The sequence below is a fragment of the Crossiella cryophila genome, from assembly GCF_014204915.1.
GTDB lineage: Bacteria > Actinomycetota > Actinomycetes > Mycobacteriales > Pseudonocardiaceae > Crossiella > Crossiella cryophila.
Map to the genome: position 1 here is coordinate 3,276,746 of NZ_JACHMH010000001.1, position 14,861 is coordinate 3,291,606.

The 14,861-nt window shown below is 70.3% G+C and carries 14 protein-coding genes; 9 read left to right on the forward strand and 5 right to left on the reverse strand.

The annotated features are described in order from the left end of the window. Positions 1 to 84: 84 nt before the first annotated feature. The gene (locus HNR67_RS15210; protein WP_185002709.1) at positions 85 to 501 is read right to left on the reverse strand and encodes a hypothetical protein; all 417 of its coding nucleotides are present in this window, start codon (positions 499 to 501) and stop codon (positions 85 to 87) included. 155 nt (positions 502 to 656) lie between these two features. Here HNR67_RS15210 and HNR67_RS15215 point away from each other — a divergent pair, with 155 nt between their 5' ends. The 3 genes from HNR67_RS15215 to HNR67_RS15225 are packed head-to-tail and all read left to right on the forward strand — an operon-like array spanning position 657 to position 3,329. Beyond that, positions 657 to 1,919, forward strand: coding sequence for a sensor histidine kinase (locus tag HNR67_RS15215; RefSeq protein ID WP_312987310.1), 1,263 nt, complete (start codon positions 657 to 659; stop codon positions 1,917 to 1,919). After that, positions 1,916 to 2,563, forward strand: coding sequence for a response regulator (locus HNR67_RS15220; RefSeq protein WP_185002711.1), 648 nt, complete (start codon positions 1,916 to 1,918; stop codon positions 2,561 to 2,563). Before HNR67_RS15215 ends, HNR67_RS15220 begins: the two co-directional genes overlap by 4 nt. 10 nt (positions 2,564 to 2,573) lie before the next feature. Beyond that, positions 2,574 to 3,329 (forward strand): SGNH/GDSL hydrolase family protein, encoded by a 756-nt coding sequence (locus tag HNR67_RS15225; RefSeq protein WP_185002712.1) that lies wholly within the window; start codon positions 2,574 to 2,576, stop codon positions 3,327 to 3,329. Positions 3,330 to 3,506: 177 nt separating this feature from the next. On the opposite strand, the gene HNR67_RS15230 is transcribed toward HNR67_RS15225, so the two are convergent. The 4 genes from HNR67_RS15230 to HNR67_RS15245 form a co-directional block, all read right to left on the reverse strand. After that, positions 3,507 to 4,700 (reverse strand): RtcB family protein, encoded by a 1,194-nt coding sequence (locus tag HNR67_RS15230; protein ID WP_246492518.1) that lies wholly within the window; start codon positions 4,698 to 4,700, stop codon positions 3,507 to 3,509. A 105-nt stretch (positions 4,701 to 4,805) separates the two neighbouring features. Continuing rightward, positions 4,806 to 6,320: an aldehyde dehydrogenase (NADP(+)) gene (locus tag HNR67_RS15235; RefSeq protein WP_185002714.1), complete on the reverse strand. Its 1,515-nt coding sequence runs from the start codon at positions 6,318 to 6,320 to the stop codon at positions 4,806 to 4,808. Continuing rightward, positions 6,317 to 7,141, reverse strand: a complete 825-nt coding sequence (locus HNR67_RS15240; protein WP_185002716.1) for an NAD-dependent epimerase/dehydratase family protein — start codon at positions 7,139 to 7,141, stop codon at positions 6,317 to 6,319. The genes HNR67_RS15235 and HNR67_RS15240 overlap by 4 nt, the downstream gene beginning before the upstream one ends. Before the next feature lie 67 nt (positions 7,142 to 7,208). Then, on the reverse strand, positions 7,209 to 8,015 hold the full coding sequence (locus HNR67_RS15245) for an IclR family transcriptional regulator (RefSeq protein ID WP_185002717.1): 807 nt from the start codon (positions 8,013 to 8,015) through the stop codon (positions 7,209 to 7,211). A 177-nt stretch (positions 8,016 to 8,192) separates the two neighbouring features. On the opposite strand from HNR67_RS15245, the gene HNR67_RS15250 reads away from it, so the two are divergent. The 6 genes from HNR67_RS15250 to HNR67_RS15275 are packed head-to-tail and all read left to right on the forward strand — an operon-like array spanning position 8,193 to position 14,777. Next, positions 8,193 to 9,524: an ABC transporter substrate-binding protein gene (locus HNR67_RS15250; protein WP_185002718.1), complete on the forward strand. Its 1,332-nt coding sequence runs from the start codon at positions 8,193 to 8,195 to the stop codon at positions 9,522 to 9,524. After that, the gene (locus tag HNR67_RS15255; RefSeq protein WP_221489911.1) at positions 9,521 to 10,468 is read left to right on the forward strand and encodes a carbohydrate ABC transporter permease; all 948 of its coding nucleotides are present in this window, start codon (positions 9,521 to 9,523) and stop codon (positions 10,466 to 10,468) included. Before HNR67_RS15250 ends, HNR67_RS15255 begins: the two co-directional genes overlap by 4 nt. After that, positions 10,468 to 11,412: a carbohydrate ABC transporter permease gene (locus HNR67_RS15260; RefSeq protein WP_185002720.1), complete on the forward strand. Its 945-nt coding sequence runs from the start codon at positions 10,468 to 10,470 to the stop codon at positions 11,410 to 11,412. Before HNR67_RS15255 ends, HNR67_RS15260 begins: the two co-directional genes overlap by 1 nt. A gap of 52 nt (positions 11,413 to 11,464) precedes the next feature. Next, positions 11,465 to 12,364 carry a 5-dehydro-4-deoxyglucarate dehydratase gene (locus HNR67_RS15265; protein WP_185002722.1) on the forward strand — a complete coding sequence of 300 codons (900 nt, stop codon included), beginning with the start codon at positions 11,465 to 11,467 and terminating at the stop codon, positions 12,362 to 12,364. Beyond that, the gene (locus tag HNR67_RS15270; protein WP_185002723.1) at positions 12,361 to 13,632 is read left to right on the forward strand and encodes a glucarate dehydratase family protein; all 1,272 of its coding nucleotides are present in this window, start codon (positions 12,361 to 12,363) and stop codon (positions 13,630 to 13,632) included. The genes HNR67_RS15265 and HNR67_RS15270 overlap by 4 nt, the downstream gene beginning before the upstream one ends. Beyond that, on the forward strand, positions 13,629 to 14,777 hold the full coding sequence (locus HNR67_RS15275) for a hypothetical protein (protein WP_221489912.1): 1,149 nt from the start codon (positions 13,629 to 13,631) through the stop codon (positions 14,775 to 14,777). Before HNR67_RS15270 ends, HNR67_RS15275 begins: the two co-directional genes overlap by 4 nt. Positions 14,778 to 14,861: the final 84 nt, after the last annotated feature.

Below are 14,861 nucleotides of genomic sequence, written 5' to 3' on the forward strand. Positions count from 1 at the left end.
GCGAATCGGGCAGGATAAACCCGGAAAAGCTGTGAAGATCGCGTAAGGAGCCAGAATTGCTTTAGTCGGCCGCTGTGAAACGTCTCACCGCGCGCGGCGGTGCAGCAGTCCGGTGGTGGCCAGCAGCAGGCCCATCACCACGAACCAGGCGGTCTGCCACGGATCCAAGCGGGTCGAGCCGAACACCCCGTAGCCGGCCTGGGCCAGGGCCAGCGCCGCGCCGGTCCAGACCACAGTGAGCAGCAGCGGACGCGGGAAGTTCGCGCCCCAGGGCTGGGTCAGCGCCAGCGCGATCACCCCGCCCGCCGGGATCAGCAGGCTCGCCGCCAGCTGGAGCAGCCACAACGTCGGCGAATCGCCGGTGGGCAACAGGGTCAGGCCCCAGCCGCCGTGTTCGGGCCGGTCGGTCAGGAACACCATCACCGCGAACCCGAGCGCCCACACGCAGGCCGCGTAGCCGAGCCACGCGGTGCCGCGGGTCGCGCGCTGGGACGTCGGCATGATCGGCACCTCCGGCTCGTAGTGTGCCCCCAGCCTGCCGCAGCCCCTGGTCCGGGGCATCCCGCCCCCGGTCCATCGGACTCCCCCACAAGGGGGAAGGCCACACCGCCCTGGAGTGAGCCCGCGGCCGGGCCGGACCTGTCAGGATCGTCCCCGTGCCCGCTGTCCTCGGCAAGCTGCTCGCCCCGCTGACGAGCAGGTCCACCCTGTTGCGGTGGATCTACCTCGTGCTCGGCGGCGCGCTGCTGAGCCCGTACTTCGTCGCGGGCACCGCGGTCGCGGAGCTGCTGCGCGACTTCGTGGTGCTGCCGCTGCCGCAGGGCTGGACGCTGGCCACCCTCTCGGTGCTGTTCGCCATCGGCACCCTGCTGCTGACCACGCTCATCCCGGCGCTCGGCGTGCTGGAGACCACCGCGGTGCGCACCCTGCTCGGCATCCAGGTCACCGATCTCTCCAGCGGGCCGCGCTCGCCGTGGGCGCGGCTGCGGATCGCGGGCTGGCTGATGATCCACCTGATCACCGGGTTCGGGGTCAGCCTGCTCACGCTGATCATCCCGGTGTTCCTGGTCGGCGCGTTCACCCTGCCGTTCAGCCGGTACTCCACCTACTTCATCCTCGACGTGATCCCGCTCAGCGGCGGCCCGGACAAGTGGTGGGCGCCGCTGGCCGCGCTCGGCGTGGCGCTGGTCGCGGTGTACCTGGTGGCCGGGGTCGGCGAGATCATGGCCAGGCTGGCCGGGTTCTTCCTCGGCCCGACCCCGGCCGAGCGGCTGGCCGAACTGGAACGCAAGGCCGAGCGGCTGGCCCAGCGCAACCGGCTGGCCCGCGAGCTGCACGATTCGGTCGGGCACGCGCTCAGCGTGGTCACCATCCAGGCCGCGGCCGCCGGGCGGGTGCTGGACACCGACCGGGAGTTCGCCAGGACCGCGCTCGGCGCGATCGAGGAGGCCGCCCGCAGCGCGCTGGCCGACCTGGACCACGTGCTGGGCATCCTGCGCGAGGAATCCCGCGGCAGCACCGCGCCGCAACCCACCCTGGCCGACCTGGACGGTCTGCTGCGCAGCACCCGGCTGGCCGGGGTGGAGATCGACGCCCGACTCGAACCCGACCTGGACCGCGTGCCCAAAGCCGTGTCCAGGGAGGCGTACCGGATCGTCCAAGAAGGACTCACCAACGCGATGCGGCACGCCGGCAAGGTGCCGGTCACCCTGCGGCTGCTCGTGCGCGCGGACAACCTGGAGCTGGAGATGACCAACCCGTTGGGGGAGCGGCCGTCCGGTCGCGGACACGGAGGCGGGCGCGGCCTGCGCGGCATCGGGGAACGGGTGACCGTGTTGCGCGGCACCCTGACCGCGGGGGAGTGCGAGGGCGTGTGGCGGGTCGCGGCCACCCTGCCGATGCGGGCGGCCACGTCATGACCTCCGTGCTGCTGGTCGACGACGAGGACCTGATCCGGGCCGGCCTGCGCGCGATCATCAACGCCGAACCCGACCTGGAGGTGGTCGGCGAGGCCGCCGACGGCGCCGAGGTGCCAGGGCTGGTGCACCGGCTGCGCCCCGAGGTGGTGCTGATGGACGTGCGGATGCCCGCGGTGGACGGCATCCAGGCCACCCGGCACCTGCTGGACACGGTGGCCGAACCCCCCAAGATCCTGGTGGTCACCACCTTCGAGAACGACGAGTACGTCTACGACGCGCTGCGGGTGGGCGCCAGCGGTTTCCTGCTCAAGCGGGCCCGGCCGGAGGAGATCGTGCACGCGATCCGGATCGTGGCAGGCGGCGACACCCTGCTGTTCCCCACCGCGATCCGGGCCCTGGCCGCCGAGCACCACAGCAGGCGGGCCGAGGACACCCTGGCCAGGGCGCAGCTGACCGAGCGGGAGGAGGCGGTGCTGCGGCTGATGGCCACCGGGCTGTCCAACGCCGAGATCGCGGAGAAGCTGTTCGTCGGGTTGCAGACGGTGAAGACGCATGTGGGCAACGTGCTGTCGAAACTGCAGGCCAGGGACCGGACCCAGGCGGTGATCGCGGCCTATGAGTCCGGGTTCATCACCCCGCGCTAACGTGGAGCGCGTGGTGTGGCAGAGGTTCGTCGCCGTGGGCGACAGCGTGACCGAGGGACTCGGCGACCCCGACGGCGACGGCGGGTTCCGCGGCTGGGCGGACCGGCTGGCCGAGGCGATCGCGGACCGGCAGGGCGAGGTGCGCTACGCCAACCTGGCCGTGCGTGGCCTGACCACCCGGCGCATCCTGCACAGCCAGCTCGCCGCGGCCCAGGAGCTGCGGCCGGATCTGGTGACCGCGGTGGTCGGGATGAACGACGTGATCCGGCCGGGGCTGGACCCGCTGGAGTTCGCCACCGACCTGAACGCGCTGTTCAGCGGGTTGCGAGTGACCGGGGCGGTAGTACTGACCGCGACCATTCCGGCGCCGGGCCTGTTCGCGCCGCTGCCGCAGGCGTTGCGGCGGCGGATGGACACCCGGATCACCCGGATGAACGCGGTGATCACCGCCGCGGCACACCGGCACGGCCTGCTGTGCCTTGACCTGGCCGCGATGACCCCCGCCGGGATGGCCGCCTGGGCCGAGGACCGGCTGCACCCGGGGCCGATCGCGCACGAGGCGATGGCCGCGGCGGCACTGGCCGCGCTGGACGGGCTGGCCCCCGCGGTGGCGGTCGACGGCGCCGCGCAGTCCGACCCGGACCACCTGCGCTGGCTGCGCACCTTCCTGGTGCCCTGGCTGATCCGCCGGATGCGCGGGCAGAGCAGCGGCGACGGCCGGGTCGCCAAGCTCCCCGCCTACCGCCGCCTCCCCGCCACCGGCTGATCCCCATACGACAACGGCCAAACCCCCGTACCAAACCGGCCAACACACCGTACGAGAACGGCCAACACACCGTACGAGAACGGCCAACACGCGCGGGAGGGGTTTCGCTCCCGCGCGTGTTGGCCGTTGTGGGACGGTGTGTTGGCCGGTTTGGTACGTAGTGTTGGCCGGTTTGGGTCAGCCCTTGATGCAGATGATCTGGCGGAGCTTGGCCACCACCTCGACCAGGTCGGCCTGGTTCGCGATCACCTTGTTGATGTCCTTGTAGGCGGCCGGGATCTCGTCGACCACGCCGGAGTCCTTGCGGCACTCCACGCCCGCGGTCTGCTCGGCGAGGTCCTTGGCGGTGAACCGCTTGCGGGCCTGGTTCCGGGACATCCGCCTGCCCGCGCCGTGGCTGGCCGAGCAGAACGAGTCCGGGTTGCCCAGCCCGCGGACGATGTAGGAACCGGTGCCCATCGAACCCGGGATGATGCCCAGGTCGCCCTGGCCCGCCCGGATCGCGCCCTTGCGGGTCACCAGCAGCTCCGCGCCGAAGTGGGTCTCTTCAGCGACGTAGTTGTGGTGGCAGGAGATCGGCTCCTCGAAGGTGACCTGCGGGAACTGCTTGGCCAGCACGGTGCAGGCCAGCCGCATCATCACCGAACGGTTCCGGCGCGCGTAGTCCTGCGCCCAGTACAGGTCATGCCGGTAGGCCGCCATCTCCGGGGTCTGGGCCAGGAACACGGCGAGGTCCGGGTCGGGCAGTTCGGTGTTGTGCGCGAGGCCGCGCGCCACACTGATGTGATGCTGTGCCAACAGGTTCCCGATCCCGCGGGAACCCGAGTGCAGCATCAGCCAGACCCGGTCGTCCTCGTCGAGGCAGACCTCCAGGAAGTGGTTGCCACCGCCGAGGGTGCCCATCTGCAGCAGCGCCCGCTTGGTCTCGGCCTTGACCGCCTCGGTCAGGTTGTCGAAGCCGGACCAGAAGGAGTCCCAGTCCGAAGCGTCCTGGTCACCGAAGGCGATGTCGCGGTGCATGCCGAAACCGACCGGCACCACCTTCTCGATCCCGGAGCGCAGCGCACGGAGGTCGTCGGGCAGATCGTTGGCACGCAAGGAGGTCCGGACCGCGGTCATCCCGCAGCCGATGTCCACGCCCACCGCGGCCGGGGACACCGCGCCCTGCATGGCGATGACCGATCCGACCGTGGCGCCCTTGCCATAGTGCACGTCCGGCATGACGGCGACGTGCTTGAACACCCAGGGCAGCGCGGCGATGTTCTGCAGCTGCTGCATTGCCTGGCCCTCGACCTCATTGGCCTTGGTCCACATGCGGATGTCGACCTGCTTACCAGGGATCACGTCTCCCTGGAACGACTTCTGTGCCATGCGCCCAGGCTAGGGGCGGCACGCGGAAACCGCTCCTGAATAAGTGAAAGGCCCGGTTCACGCGGGGTCGGGGTCACCGCGCGAACCGGGCCTGGCTCACTGTGTTCAGTGCGTGCCGAGCACCCCGTCCCGCCGGCGCGGGATGCCCAGCGGGTTGGCGTCCTGGAGTTCCACCGGCAGCAGCGCGTCCGGCCAGGACTGGAAGGTCACCGGCGCGATCCAGCGGCGGATCGCGGTGGCGCCCACCGAGGTGTGCAGTGCCGAGGTGGTGGCGGGCCACGGGCCGCCGTGGTGCTGGGCCCAGCTCACCGCGACCCCGGTCGGCCAGGCGTTGAACACCAGGCGGCCGGCGATCCGGGCGAGCACCGCGGACAGCGTGCCCGCCGCGTCGTGGTCCTCCTCGGCGGCGTGCACGGTGGCGGTGAGGGTGCCCTCCAGCTTGGCCAGCACCGGCAGCAGTTCGGCCGGGTCGGAATAGGTGACCGCGATGGCCGCCGGGCCGAAGCACTCCTCGCTCAGCTTGGCCTGGTCGGCGGCGAAGTTGGCCACCGTGGTGCGGTACAGCCGCGGCGCCACCGTCCAGCCGCCCTCCGGCGCCTCGCCGACCGCGACCAGCTCGACCGCGTCCCGCGCCGACAGACCGTCCACAGTGGACTCGTACGAGTCGCGCATGCGGGCGGTGAGCATCGCCCCGCCGTTGGCCCCGCCGACCGCCTTGCCGAGTGCGTCCACAATGGACTCCGGCACGAACATCAGACCGGGGTTGGTGCAGAACTGGCCCACGCCCATGGTCAGCGAGGCGGCGAAGCCGGTGGCCAGCTCCTCGGCCTGCGCGGCCGCCGCACCCGGCAGGATCACCGTCGGGTTCACGCTGCCCAGCTCGCCGTAGAACGGGATCGGATCCGGCCGCCCGACCGCCAGGTCGAACAGCGCCCGCCCGCCACCGGTGGACCCGGTGAAGCCGACCGCCTTGATCGCGTGGTGCTTGACCAGCTGCGAACCGGCAGGCGTGCTGTAGACGATGTTGAACACCCCGGCGGGCAGCCCGGCCGCGGCGATCGTCTCGATCAGCACCGCGGCGGTGGCCACCGAGGTGTTGGGGTGCGCCGAATGCGACTTCACCAGCACCGGGCAGCCCGCGGCCAGCGCGGAGGCGGTGTCGCCACCGGCCACCGAGAAGGCGAACGGGAAGTTGCTGGCCGAGAACACCGCGACCGGGCCCAGCGGCTGCAGCATCCGGCGCAGGTTGGGCCGCGGCGGGATGATGTCCGGGTTGGGCGAGTCGATGGTGGCCTCGGTGTAGCTGCCCTCGCGCAGCACCTCACCGAAGAGCCGCAGCTGATTGGTGGTGCGCTTGAGTTCCACGGTCAGCCGGGGCACGCCGAGCGCGGTCTCGGTGTCCGCGATCTCGATCAGCGTCCCGCTCTTCGCGTCGAGTGCGTCCGCGATCAGCTCCAGCAGCTCGGCCCGCTTGGCCAGCGCCAGCCCGGACAGCACCGGGAACGCCTCGGCCGCGGCCAGCGCCAGCCGGTCGACCTCGGCAGGCGGGGTGGCCGGCACCGGCTCGCGGTAGGTCCCACCGGTCCGTGGGTTGTAGCCCTGCACGCCCTGGACGGTCACCGTCCGGCCTCCTTCTTCGCGGTGTCGTAGTCGGGCGAGCACCAGATGCCGCCGACGAGGTGGTGCGGTGACGCGCTGACGTCCGGTTCGCCGTGCTCGGCGAGCAGATCGGCCGCGTGCGCCTCGGAATCGTCCTGCGAGACGTAGCCGATCGCCTTGGCCTCCTCAAGGGAGAACCAGCGGCGGGTGTTGTCCGAGACGCCCCACAGCACCCGGTAGCCGGGGTCCGGAGTGGACAGACACGCCTCGAGCAGCCTTGCCCCGTCAGCGGGGGAGAGCCAGGTGGAGAGCATGCGCAGGTCTTTCGGCCGCTCGAAGCAGGAGCCGATGCGCACGCACAGCACGTCCAGGCCGTACCGGTCGGCGTAGTGGCTGGCGATGGCCTCACCGGCCACCTTGCTCACGCCGTAGTTGGTGTCCGGGCGCGGGAACGCGTTCCCGGCCACCTCGCCGTCGGCGCGCGGTGCGAAACCGACCGCGTGGTTGGAACTGGCGAAGACCACCCGGGGCACGCCCTGCCGCCGGGCCGCCTCGAACACGGTGTACGTGCCGTTGATGTTGACATCGAGGATGTCCGCCCACTCCCGCTCCAGGCTGTGCCCGCCGAGGTGGATCACCGCGGACACGCCCGCGCAGGCCGCCTCCATCGCCGCCATGTCGGTCACCGAGGCCGTCACCAGCTCGACCGCCTCACCGTCACCCGCCGGTGGCAGCTCGGCGATGTCCAGTAACCGCAGGATGCGGCCTTCGCGGGCCAGGCGGGGCCGCATCAGCGTGCCCACGCCGCCGGCCGCGCCGGTGATCAGAATGCGTTCGGTCACTCCGAGACCCTTCGTGCGTCCGTGACTTGACTGTCCTTAATGGACTGCTTGCCGGTGGCGGTACGGCTCACAGCGGCGTGAGGCCGGGCTGGCGGAGCAGCTCGGTGAGGGTGCGGGCCGCGCCCAGCAGGGCATCCACGATCTGCTTCTCGTGGTCGGGGGTGAGCCGGGCGACCGGCACCGAGCAGCTCATCGCGTCGGTCACCGGGTTGCGGTAGGGCAGCGCGACCGCGAAACAACCCAGCCCGGGGGTGTTCTCCTCGCGCTCGAAGGAGTAGCCGACCCGGCGGAAGTCATCCAGCTGGGCCAGCAGCGCGTCCCGGTCGGTGACCGTGTTCGCGGTCAGCGGGGCGATCGACTCCGGCACCAGCGCCGCGGCATCGGCGGCCGGGCGGGCGGAGAGCAGTGCCTTGCCCAGCGCGGTGCTGTGCGCGGGCAGCCGGCGGCCGACCCTGGAGACCACCCGCAGGTGGTGCTCGGACTCGCGGCTGGCCAGGTAAACCACGTCGTCGCCTTCGAGCCGGGCGAGGTGGACGGTCTCGTTGATCTCCTGCCGCACCTGCTCCATCACCCGGATCGCGGTGCGCACCACGGGGTCGTGATCCAGGTAGGAGGTGCCGACCAGCAGTGCGCGCACGCCGATCCCGTAGGTGCCGCGGTCCGGCTCCACCTCGACCCAGCCGCGCGCCACCAGCGTCTGGAGCAGCATGTACAGGCTCGATTTGGGGTAACTCAGCTCGCGATGTAGCTCGGTGAGCGTCAGCCTGCGGTCGAAGGAGGCCAGGACCTCCAGCAGCTCCACCGTGCGGTCGGCGGACTTGACCGCCGCCGGTCGGGTGGGGGCGACCGCGGCGTCCTTGACGGCTTCCGTCATCTCGGCCTCCAGGTCCAATCGGGTTCTTCTCCCGTGCCGCCCTCTTGACAGGGGCACGCCCTGATTTTTACAGTCCCGCAACAAGGTTCACAAGTACGACTCAGATTCACATATCTGAACGAATCTGTCCAGAGGGCAGTTCGGGTGAACCCACCGCCGAAGTTGAGGGAGCCGGGCATGCAGCGTCGTACCGCCAGAACCCGCACCGCGTTGTTCGCGGGTGCGGTGGCCGTCGGGCTGGTCCTGTCCGCCTGCTCCGGTGGTGCGCAGCAGGGCGATCCGAACGCGCCGATCGAGGTGTGGACGCGCAGCCAGGACGACACCAAGAAGGTCTACGAGAAGATCTTCAAGGCGTTCACCGACAAGACCGGCATCCCGGTCAACTACAACCCGCCGCCGTTCAACGACTTCGACAAGCGGGTGCAGGAACGCGCCCAGTCCAAGGACCTGCCGGACCTGGTCATCACCGACACCGGCTCGCTCGGCCCGTACCGCAAGCAGGGCTTCCTGGTCGAGGTCGACCGCAACGCCTTCGCCGGCCAGGGTGACCTGGTCGAACGCGCCTGGAACAACGGCAAGACCGCCGACGGCAAGTACTTCGCGGTGCCCTTCTCCACCCAGGCCCAGGTGCTGCTGGTGCGCAAGGACTGGCGGGAGAAGCTGGGCAAGCCGGTCCCCAAGACCTGGGAGGAACTGGCCGCGCTGGCCAACGACTTCACCACCAAGGACCCCGACGGCAACGGCGACGCCAAGGACACCTTCGGCATCGTCGCCCCCGGCTCCACCGACCGCGGTTACCTGGCCTGGTGGGCGGCCAACTACATCTGGCAGGCCGGCGGCGACATCCTCAGCGAGTCCGGCGGCGAGTACAAGGTCGCGGTGAACTCCCCGCAGACCACCCAGGCGGTGAACTGGCTCAAGGGCCTGTTCTGCGACACCAAGGTGACCCTGCCCAATTCGCTGACCATGGTCACCAACGACGCGCACAACTACTTCGAGCAGGGCAAGGCCGGGATCTACCTGACCGGCCCGTACATGTTCACCCGCTTCGACAAGGCGCCGGGCAAGGACAAGTACGAGGTCATCCCGTCCCCGGCAGGCCCCAGCGGCTCCACCGTGCTCGGCGAGGGCGAGGTCATCTACCAGATGGCCGGATCGGCCAAGACCGCCGAGCAGAAGAAGCTGGCCGAGTTCCTGGTCAGCCCGGAGGCCCAGCAGCTCGGCATGAAGCCGGATGCCGGACAGCGTCCCGTGGTGCGGCTCTCGGTGAACAAGAACGTCGACGTCAAGGCGGTCTACAACGACCCGCGCTGGGACACCGTGGCCAAGGTCTACGCCGAGAACGCCCGGCCGTTCCCGAACGTGCCCAACTTCCAGCCCTTCCGGCAGCAGACCGCGGAGACGCTGAACAGCCTGTTCGCCAAGTGCGGCAGCGATGTCTCCGCTGAGCTGACCAAGCTGGCCGGCAATCTCGACAAGGAACTGAAGTCGCAGAAGGCGGCTCAGTGACCCTCACAGACGTGGGCTCGGCGGCTAGTGGCGGCGGTGCCGTCGAGTCCCACTCCGCGAGGCGGCGCCCTCCTCGGCGCCGCCTCGCGGTCACCATCATCCCGTGGCTGTTCCTGCTGCCCGCGCTGCTGTTGTTCCTGGTCTTCAAGTACGTCCCGATGGCGGAGGGCATCCGGCTCAGCCTGTTCGAGGTCCGCCCGTTCCTCGGCGACCTGTGGGTTGGCCTGGACAACTACGCCAGGGTGCTCGGCGACGAACGCTTCCACAACGCGCTGAACAACACCCTCATCCTGGCCATCGGGCAGACCGCGGGCGCCATGCTCATCGGCTTCGGCCTCGCGCTGCTGCTGGAAGGCACCGCGCGCTCGCTGTGGTTCGTGCGCTCGGCGGTGTTCCTGCCGGTGGTCGCGGCCACCGCGGTGGTCGGCGAGATCTGGCGACTGCTCTACTACCCGGCCGAGGGCGGCTTCCTCAACTCGCTGCTCTCCTGGGTGGGCCTCGGCCCGTCCACCTTCCTGGACCACCCGGACACCTCGCTGTGGTCGGTGATGGCGGTGGGCATCTGGAAGGGCGCCCCGTACGACATGGTGATCCTGCTGGCCGGACTGGCCGGGATCGACCGCCAGCTCTACGAATCCGCCGCGATCGACGGCTGCACCACCTGGCAGCGCATCCGTTACATCACGCTGCCCGCGCTGCGCCCCGCGATCACCATCCTGCTCACCCTGGCCTCGATCCGCGGTCTGCGCGTGTTCACCGAGGTCTACGTGCTCACCGGCGGCGGCCCGGCCGGTTCCACCGACGTCTGGATGACCAGGGTGTTCTCCCTCGGCTTCGAGACCAGCGAGCTGGGCGTGGCCTCGGCGGGCTCGGTGGTGCTGTTCCTGGTGACCCTGCTGCTGACCCTGGGCGTGCAGCTGCTGCGCCGACGGCGGGAGGCCTGATGACCACCACCGAACTCCGACCCGTCACACCGTCCACTTCGGACCGTCCGGGTACCGGGCGCAAGCCGATCGGGGTCGCGCGGCAGTGCGAGACCGCGCTCGGCTGGGCAGGCGTGCGCGCCTCCCCAGCGGGCGCCACCGGCCGGATCCTGTTGTGTGCCGCGGTGTTCCTGTTCTTCTGCGGGCCGCTGATCACCGTGGTCTCCGGCGCCTTCGACTTCAGCCCGGACCCGACCAAGCTGTCCGTGCTGCCCAACCGCCCCTCGCTGGTCAACTTCGACGTGGCCACCCAGAAGGGCATCTGGGGCTACCTGCTCAACTCGCTGATCATCGCCGGTGGCGGACTGCTGCTGCAGGTCAGCGTCAGCGTGTTCGCCGCGTATGCCCTGGCCCGCAAGAAGTTCCGCGGTCAGGCCATCGTGATGCTGGCCATCCTCACCACCATGATGCTGCCCGAGGAGGTCATCGCGATCCCGCTGTCGATGGTGATCGGCGACCTCCCGCTGCTGGGCATCAGCCTCAAGGGCACCCTGCTCGGCGTGATCCTGCCGTTGGGCGCCTGGGGTTTCTCCATCTTCGTGATGACCGAGTTCATGCGGGAGATCCCGCTCGAGCTGGAGGAGGCGGCCCGCGTCGACGGCGCGGGCGAACTCCGCATCTTCGCCCAGATCGTGGTGCCGTTGTGCAGGCCCGCACTGGGAGTCGTCGCCGTGTTCGGCTTCACCATGATCTGGGACCAGTACCTGTTGCCGTTGATCGTGGCCACCGATCCCGGCGACTACACGCTCACCGTCGCCCTCGCGACACTGCGCTCCGACGACATGGTCGGACCGGGTGTCGTGCTGGCCGGTGCGCTGCTCGCCCTGGTACCGAGTTTGATCGTGTACCTGTCATTGCAGAAATCGTTCCTGCGCGGCATCACCAGTGGTGCTGTGAAGGGATAGGGAATCGCGTGCGGTTCCCGCCATCGCCGGTCTCGACGTCGTGAGGTCTGACATGCAGCTGGATGGAGTCTTGTTCTTCCCGGTGACCCCGTTCACCGGGACCGGCGAGGTGGCCGAGGACGTGCTCGCCGAGCACGTCAAGCGTGGTGTGGACGCCGGACCCGGCGGCGTCTTCGTGGCCTGTGGCACGGGTGAGTTCCACGCACTGGAACCCGGAGAGTACGAACGCGTTGTCGCGGTCGCGGTGGAGGCCACCGCGGGCCGGGTCCCGGTGCTCGCCGGAGCCGGCGGCGCGCTACCCCTGGCCAAGCAGTTCGCCGCGGCGGCCAAGCAGGCGGGCGCGGACGGCCTGCTGCTGCTCCCGCCGTACCTGGTGGGCTCGCGGCCGGAGGGACTGCTCGACTACGTGCGCCAGGTGGCGGCGAGCACCGATCTGCCGGTGATCGTCTACCAGCGCAACAACGCGCTGTTCACCCCGGAGACCGCGGTCGAGGTCGCCAAGCTGCCCAACGTGGTCGGCTTCAAGGACGGCCTCGGCGACCTGGACCTGATGCAGCGCATCGTGCTCGCGGTCCGGTCCACTGTGGACAAGCCGTTCCAGTTCTTCAACGGCCTGCCCACCGCGGAGATGACCCAGCCCGCCTACCGCGGCATCGGCGTGGAGCTGTACTCCTCCGCGGTGTTCTGCTTCGCCCCGGAGATCTCGCTGGCCTTCTACCGCGCGGTGGACGAGGGCGACACGGCCAAGGTCAACGCGCTGCTGCACGGCTTCTACGGGCCGCTGGTGGCGTTGCGGGACAAGTCCCCCGGCTACGCGGTGTCGCTGGTCAAGGCCGCGGTCAAGCAGCGCGGCCTGGACTGCGGCGGCGTGCGCGCCCCGCTGACCGACCCGACCCCGGAGCACCTGGCCGAACTCGAGCAGATCGTGGCCGCGGGTCTGGAGCTGGTGTGAGCACCGGCACCCGGATCCAGCGGATCACCATCACCCCGATCGCCTTCCGGGACCCGCCACTGCTCAACTCCGCCGGGGTGCACGAACCCTGGGCGCTGCGCTCGATCATCGAAGTGGTCACCGAGGACGGCGTGCTCGGCCTCGGCGAGAGCTACGGCGACACCGGGCACCTGGCCCGGATGGAATCCGTGCTGCCAGGCCTGATCGGGCTGGACGTCTACGCGCTCAACCAGATCCACGCCAAGGTCGCCGAAGCCCTCGGCGGCGTGGCCGGATCGGACAAGCACGGGCTCACCGGCGACTTCACCTCCGGCGGCACCGTGGACCGGGTGTTCTCCCCGTTCGAGGTGGCCTGCCTGGACATCCAGGGCCACCTCCTCGGCCGCCCGGTGCACGACCTGCTCGGCGGCAAGGTCCGCGATTCGGTGCCCTACAGCGCCTACCTGTTCTACAAGTGGGCCGGGCACCCCGGCGCCGAGGCCGACGAGTGGGGCGAGGCGATCGACCCGGCCGGGATGGTCGAGCAGACCCGGAAGATGGTGCGGGAGTACGGGTTCGGCTCGATCAAGCTCAAGGGCGGGGTCTTCCCGCCCGAGCAGGAGATCGCCGCCATCCAGGCCCTGCGCGAGGCATTCCCGAACCACCCGTTGCGGATCGACCCGAACTGCGCCTGGTCGGTGCCGACCTCGCTGCGGGTGGCCAAGGAACTCGACGGGGTCCTGGAGTACCTGGAGGACCCCACTCCCGGCATCAACGGCATGTCCGAGGTGGCCAAGCAGGCATCGATGCCGTTGGCCACCAACATGTGCGTGGTCTCCTACGACCAGCTGCCCGAGGCCATCGCCAAGGACGCGGTGCAGGTCATCCTCTCCGACCACCACTACTGGGGCGGCCTGACCCGCTCCCGGCACCTGGGCGTCATCTGCGACACCTTCGGCGTCGGGCTGTCCATGCACTCCAACTCGCACCTGGGCATCAGCCTGGCCGCGATGACCCACCTGGCCGCGGCCACCCCGAACCTGTCCTACGCCTGCGACACCCACTACCCGTGGAACGCGCAGGACGAGGTGATCGAACCCGGCGTGGTGTCCTTTGTGGACGGCGCGATGGCGGTGCCGACCACCCCTGGACTCGGCGTGACCCTGGACCGGGACCAGCTGGCCCGCCTGCACGAGAACTACCGCACCTGCGGGCTGAAGGTGCGCGACGACACCGGCTACATGCAGAAGTTCCAGCCTGACTACGAGAGGAAGCGGCCGCGGTGGTGAAGTCCGTCGCCCACGTCTACCCGTGGGACATCATCGGCGATCCCGGTGCGGTACAACGGATCGCCGACCTCGGCGTGGACGCGGTGGCCCTGGCCGCCTCGTACCACACCGTGCGGGCCGCCACCCCGCTGCACCCGGAGCACCGCCTGGTCGACGCCCGGCACGCCGCGCTGTACCTGCCGGTGCGGCCGGAGGTCTGGGCCGGGCGCAGGCTCACCCCGGCCGAACCGTCCTGGGTGGACGGTCCGGACTCCTACGGCCAGGCCCGCGACGCGCTCAAGGCCGCCGGACTGCCGGTCTACGCCTGGACCGTGCTCACCCACTCCAGCCGCCTCGGCGACCTGGCGCCGGACCTGGTGGTGCGCAACGCCTTCGGCGACCGCTACCCCTACGCGCTGTGCACCACCCAGCCCGAGGTCGTCGAGTACGCGCTGACCCTGGTCCGCGAGATCGTGACCCAGGGGCAGCCGGACGGCGTGGTGCTGGAGGCGTGCGGACCGCTGGGCTTCTTCCACGGTGGCCACCACGAGAAGACCGAGGGCGGTGACTGGGGCAAGGTCCGCCAGGCCCTGCTCTCACTCTGCTTCTGCGGAGCGTGTTCGGCCGGTTACACCGAGGCCGGCATCGCGGTGGACGCGCTGCGCGCGCGGGTGCGCGCGGCCGTGGACGCGGGCGAACCGGACAGCGTGGACTCGGCGCTGGGCGCGGAACTGGCCGCACAGGTCGCCGCCGTCCGGACCAGCGCGGTGGCGCGACTGCGCGCGCTGCTGGTCGGCGAGATCCGCGAACTCGCCCCGGGGATCAGGGTCATCGTGCACGCCAACGCCGACCAGTGGGCCACCGGACCCTTCGCCACCGCCGCACCCGAACTGGGTGTGGAGGTCGACGCGATCGTGGCCATGTGCTGGCCGGGACCGGAGGCGAGCATCCCCGGTATCGAGGCGCTGCGGAAGCTGGCCCCGCAGACCAGGATCGCCGGGTACGTGCTCGCCCTGCCGCCCAAGCCGGTGGACTCCTCGGCCATGCGGGCCGAGCTGACCGCGCTGTCCGCGGCCGGGGTGGAGGAATTCCACCTCTACCACGCCGGACTCGCCTCCGGGGCGCGATTGGCGATGATCCGATCAGCACTGGACTCGCTGGGGTAGCGCCGGCCGTCTCCCCTGGTGATGCCGTGGGATCGACCTCTCCTGCCGGGAGGTCGATCCCACGGCTGTTTTTCTTCTTTGGCC

Coding starts and splice junctions, on each gene's coding strand:
- HNR67_RS15265 (WP_185002722.1), top strand. CDS start 11,465: ATGCAGCTGGATGGAGTCTTGTTCTTCCCGGTGACCCCGTTCACCGGG.
- HNR67_RS15250 (WP_185002718.1), top strand. CDS start 8,193: ATGCAGCGTCGTACCGCCAGAACCCGCACCGCGTTGTTCGCGGGTGCG.
- HNR67_RS15245 (WP_185002717.1), bottom strand. CDS start 8,015: ATGACGGAAGCCGTCAAGGACGCCGCGGTCGCCCCCACCCGACCGGCG.
- HNR67_RS15260 (WP_185002720.1), top strand. CDS start 10,468: ATGACCACCACCGAACTCCGACCCGTCACACCGTCCACTTCGGACCGT.
- HNR67_RS15210 (WP_185002709.1), bottom strand. CDS start 501: ATGCCGACGTCCCAGCGCGCGACCCGCGGCACCGCGTGGCTCGGCTAC.
- HNR67_RS15220 (WP_185002711.1), top strand. CDS start 1,916: ATGACCTCCGTGCTGCTGGTCGACGACGAGGACCTGATCCGGGCCGGC.
- HNR67_RS15230 (WP_246492518.1), bottom strand. CDS start 4,700: ATGGCACAGAAGTCGTTCCAGGGAGACGTGATCCCTGGTAAGCAGGTC.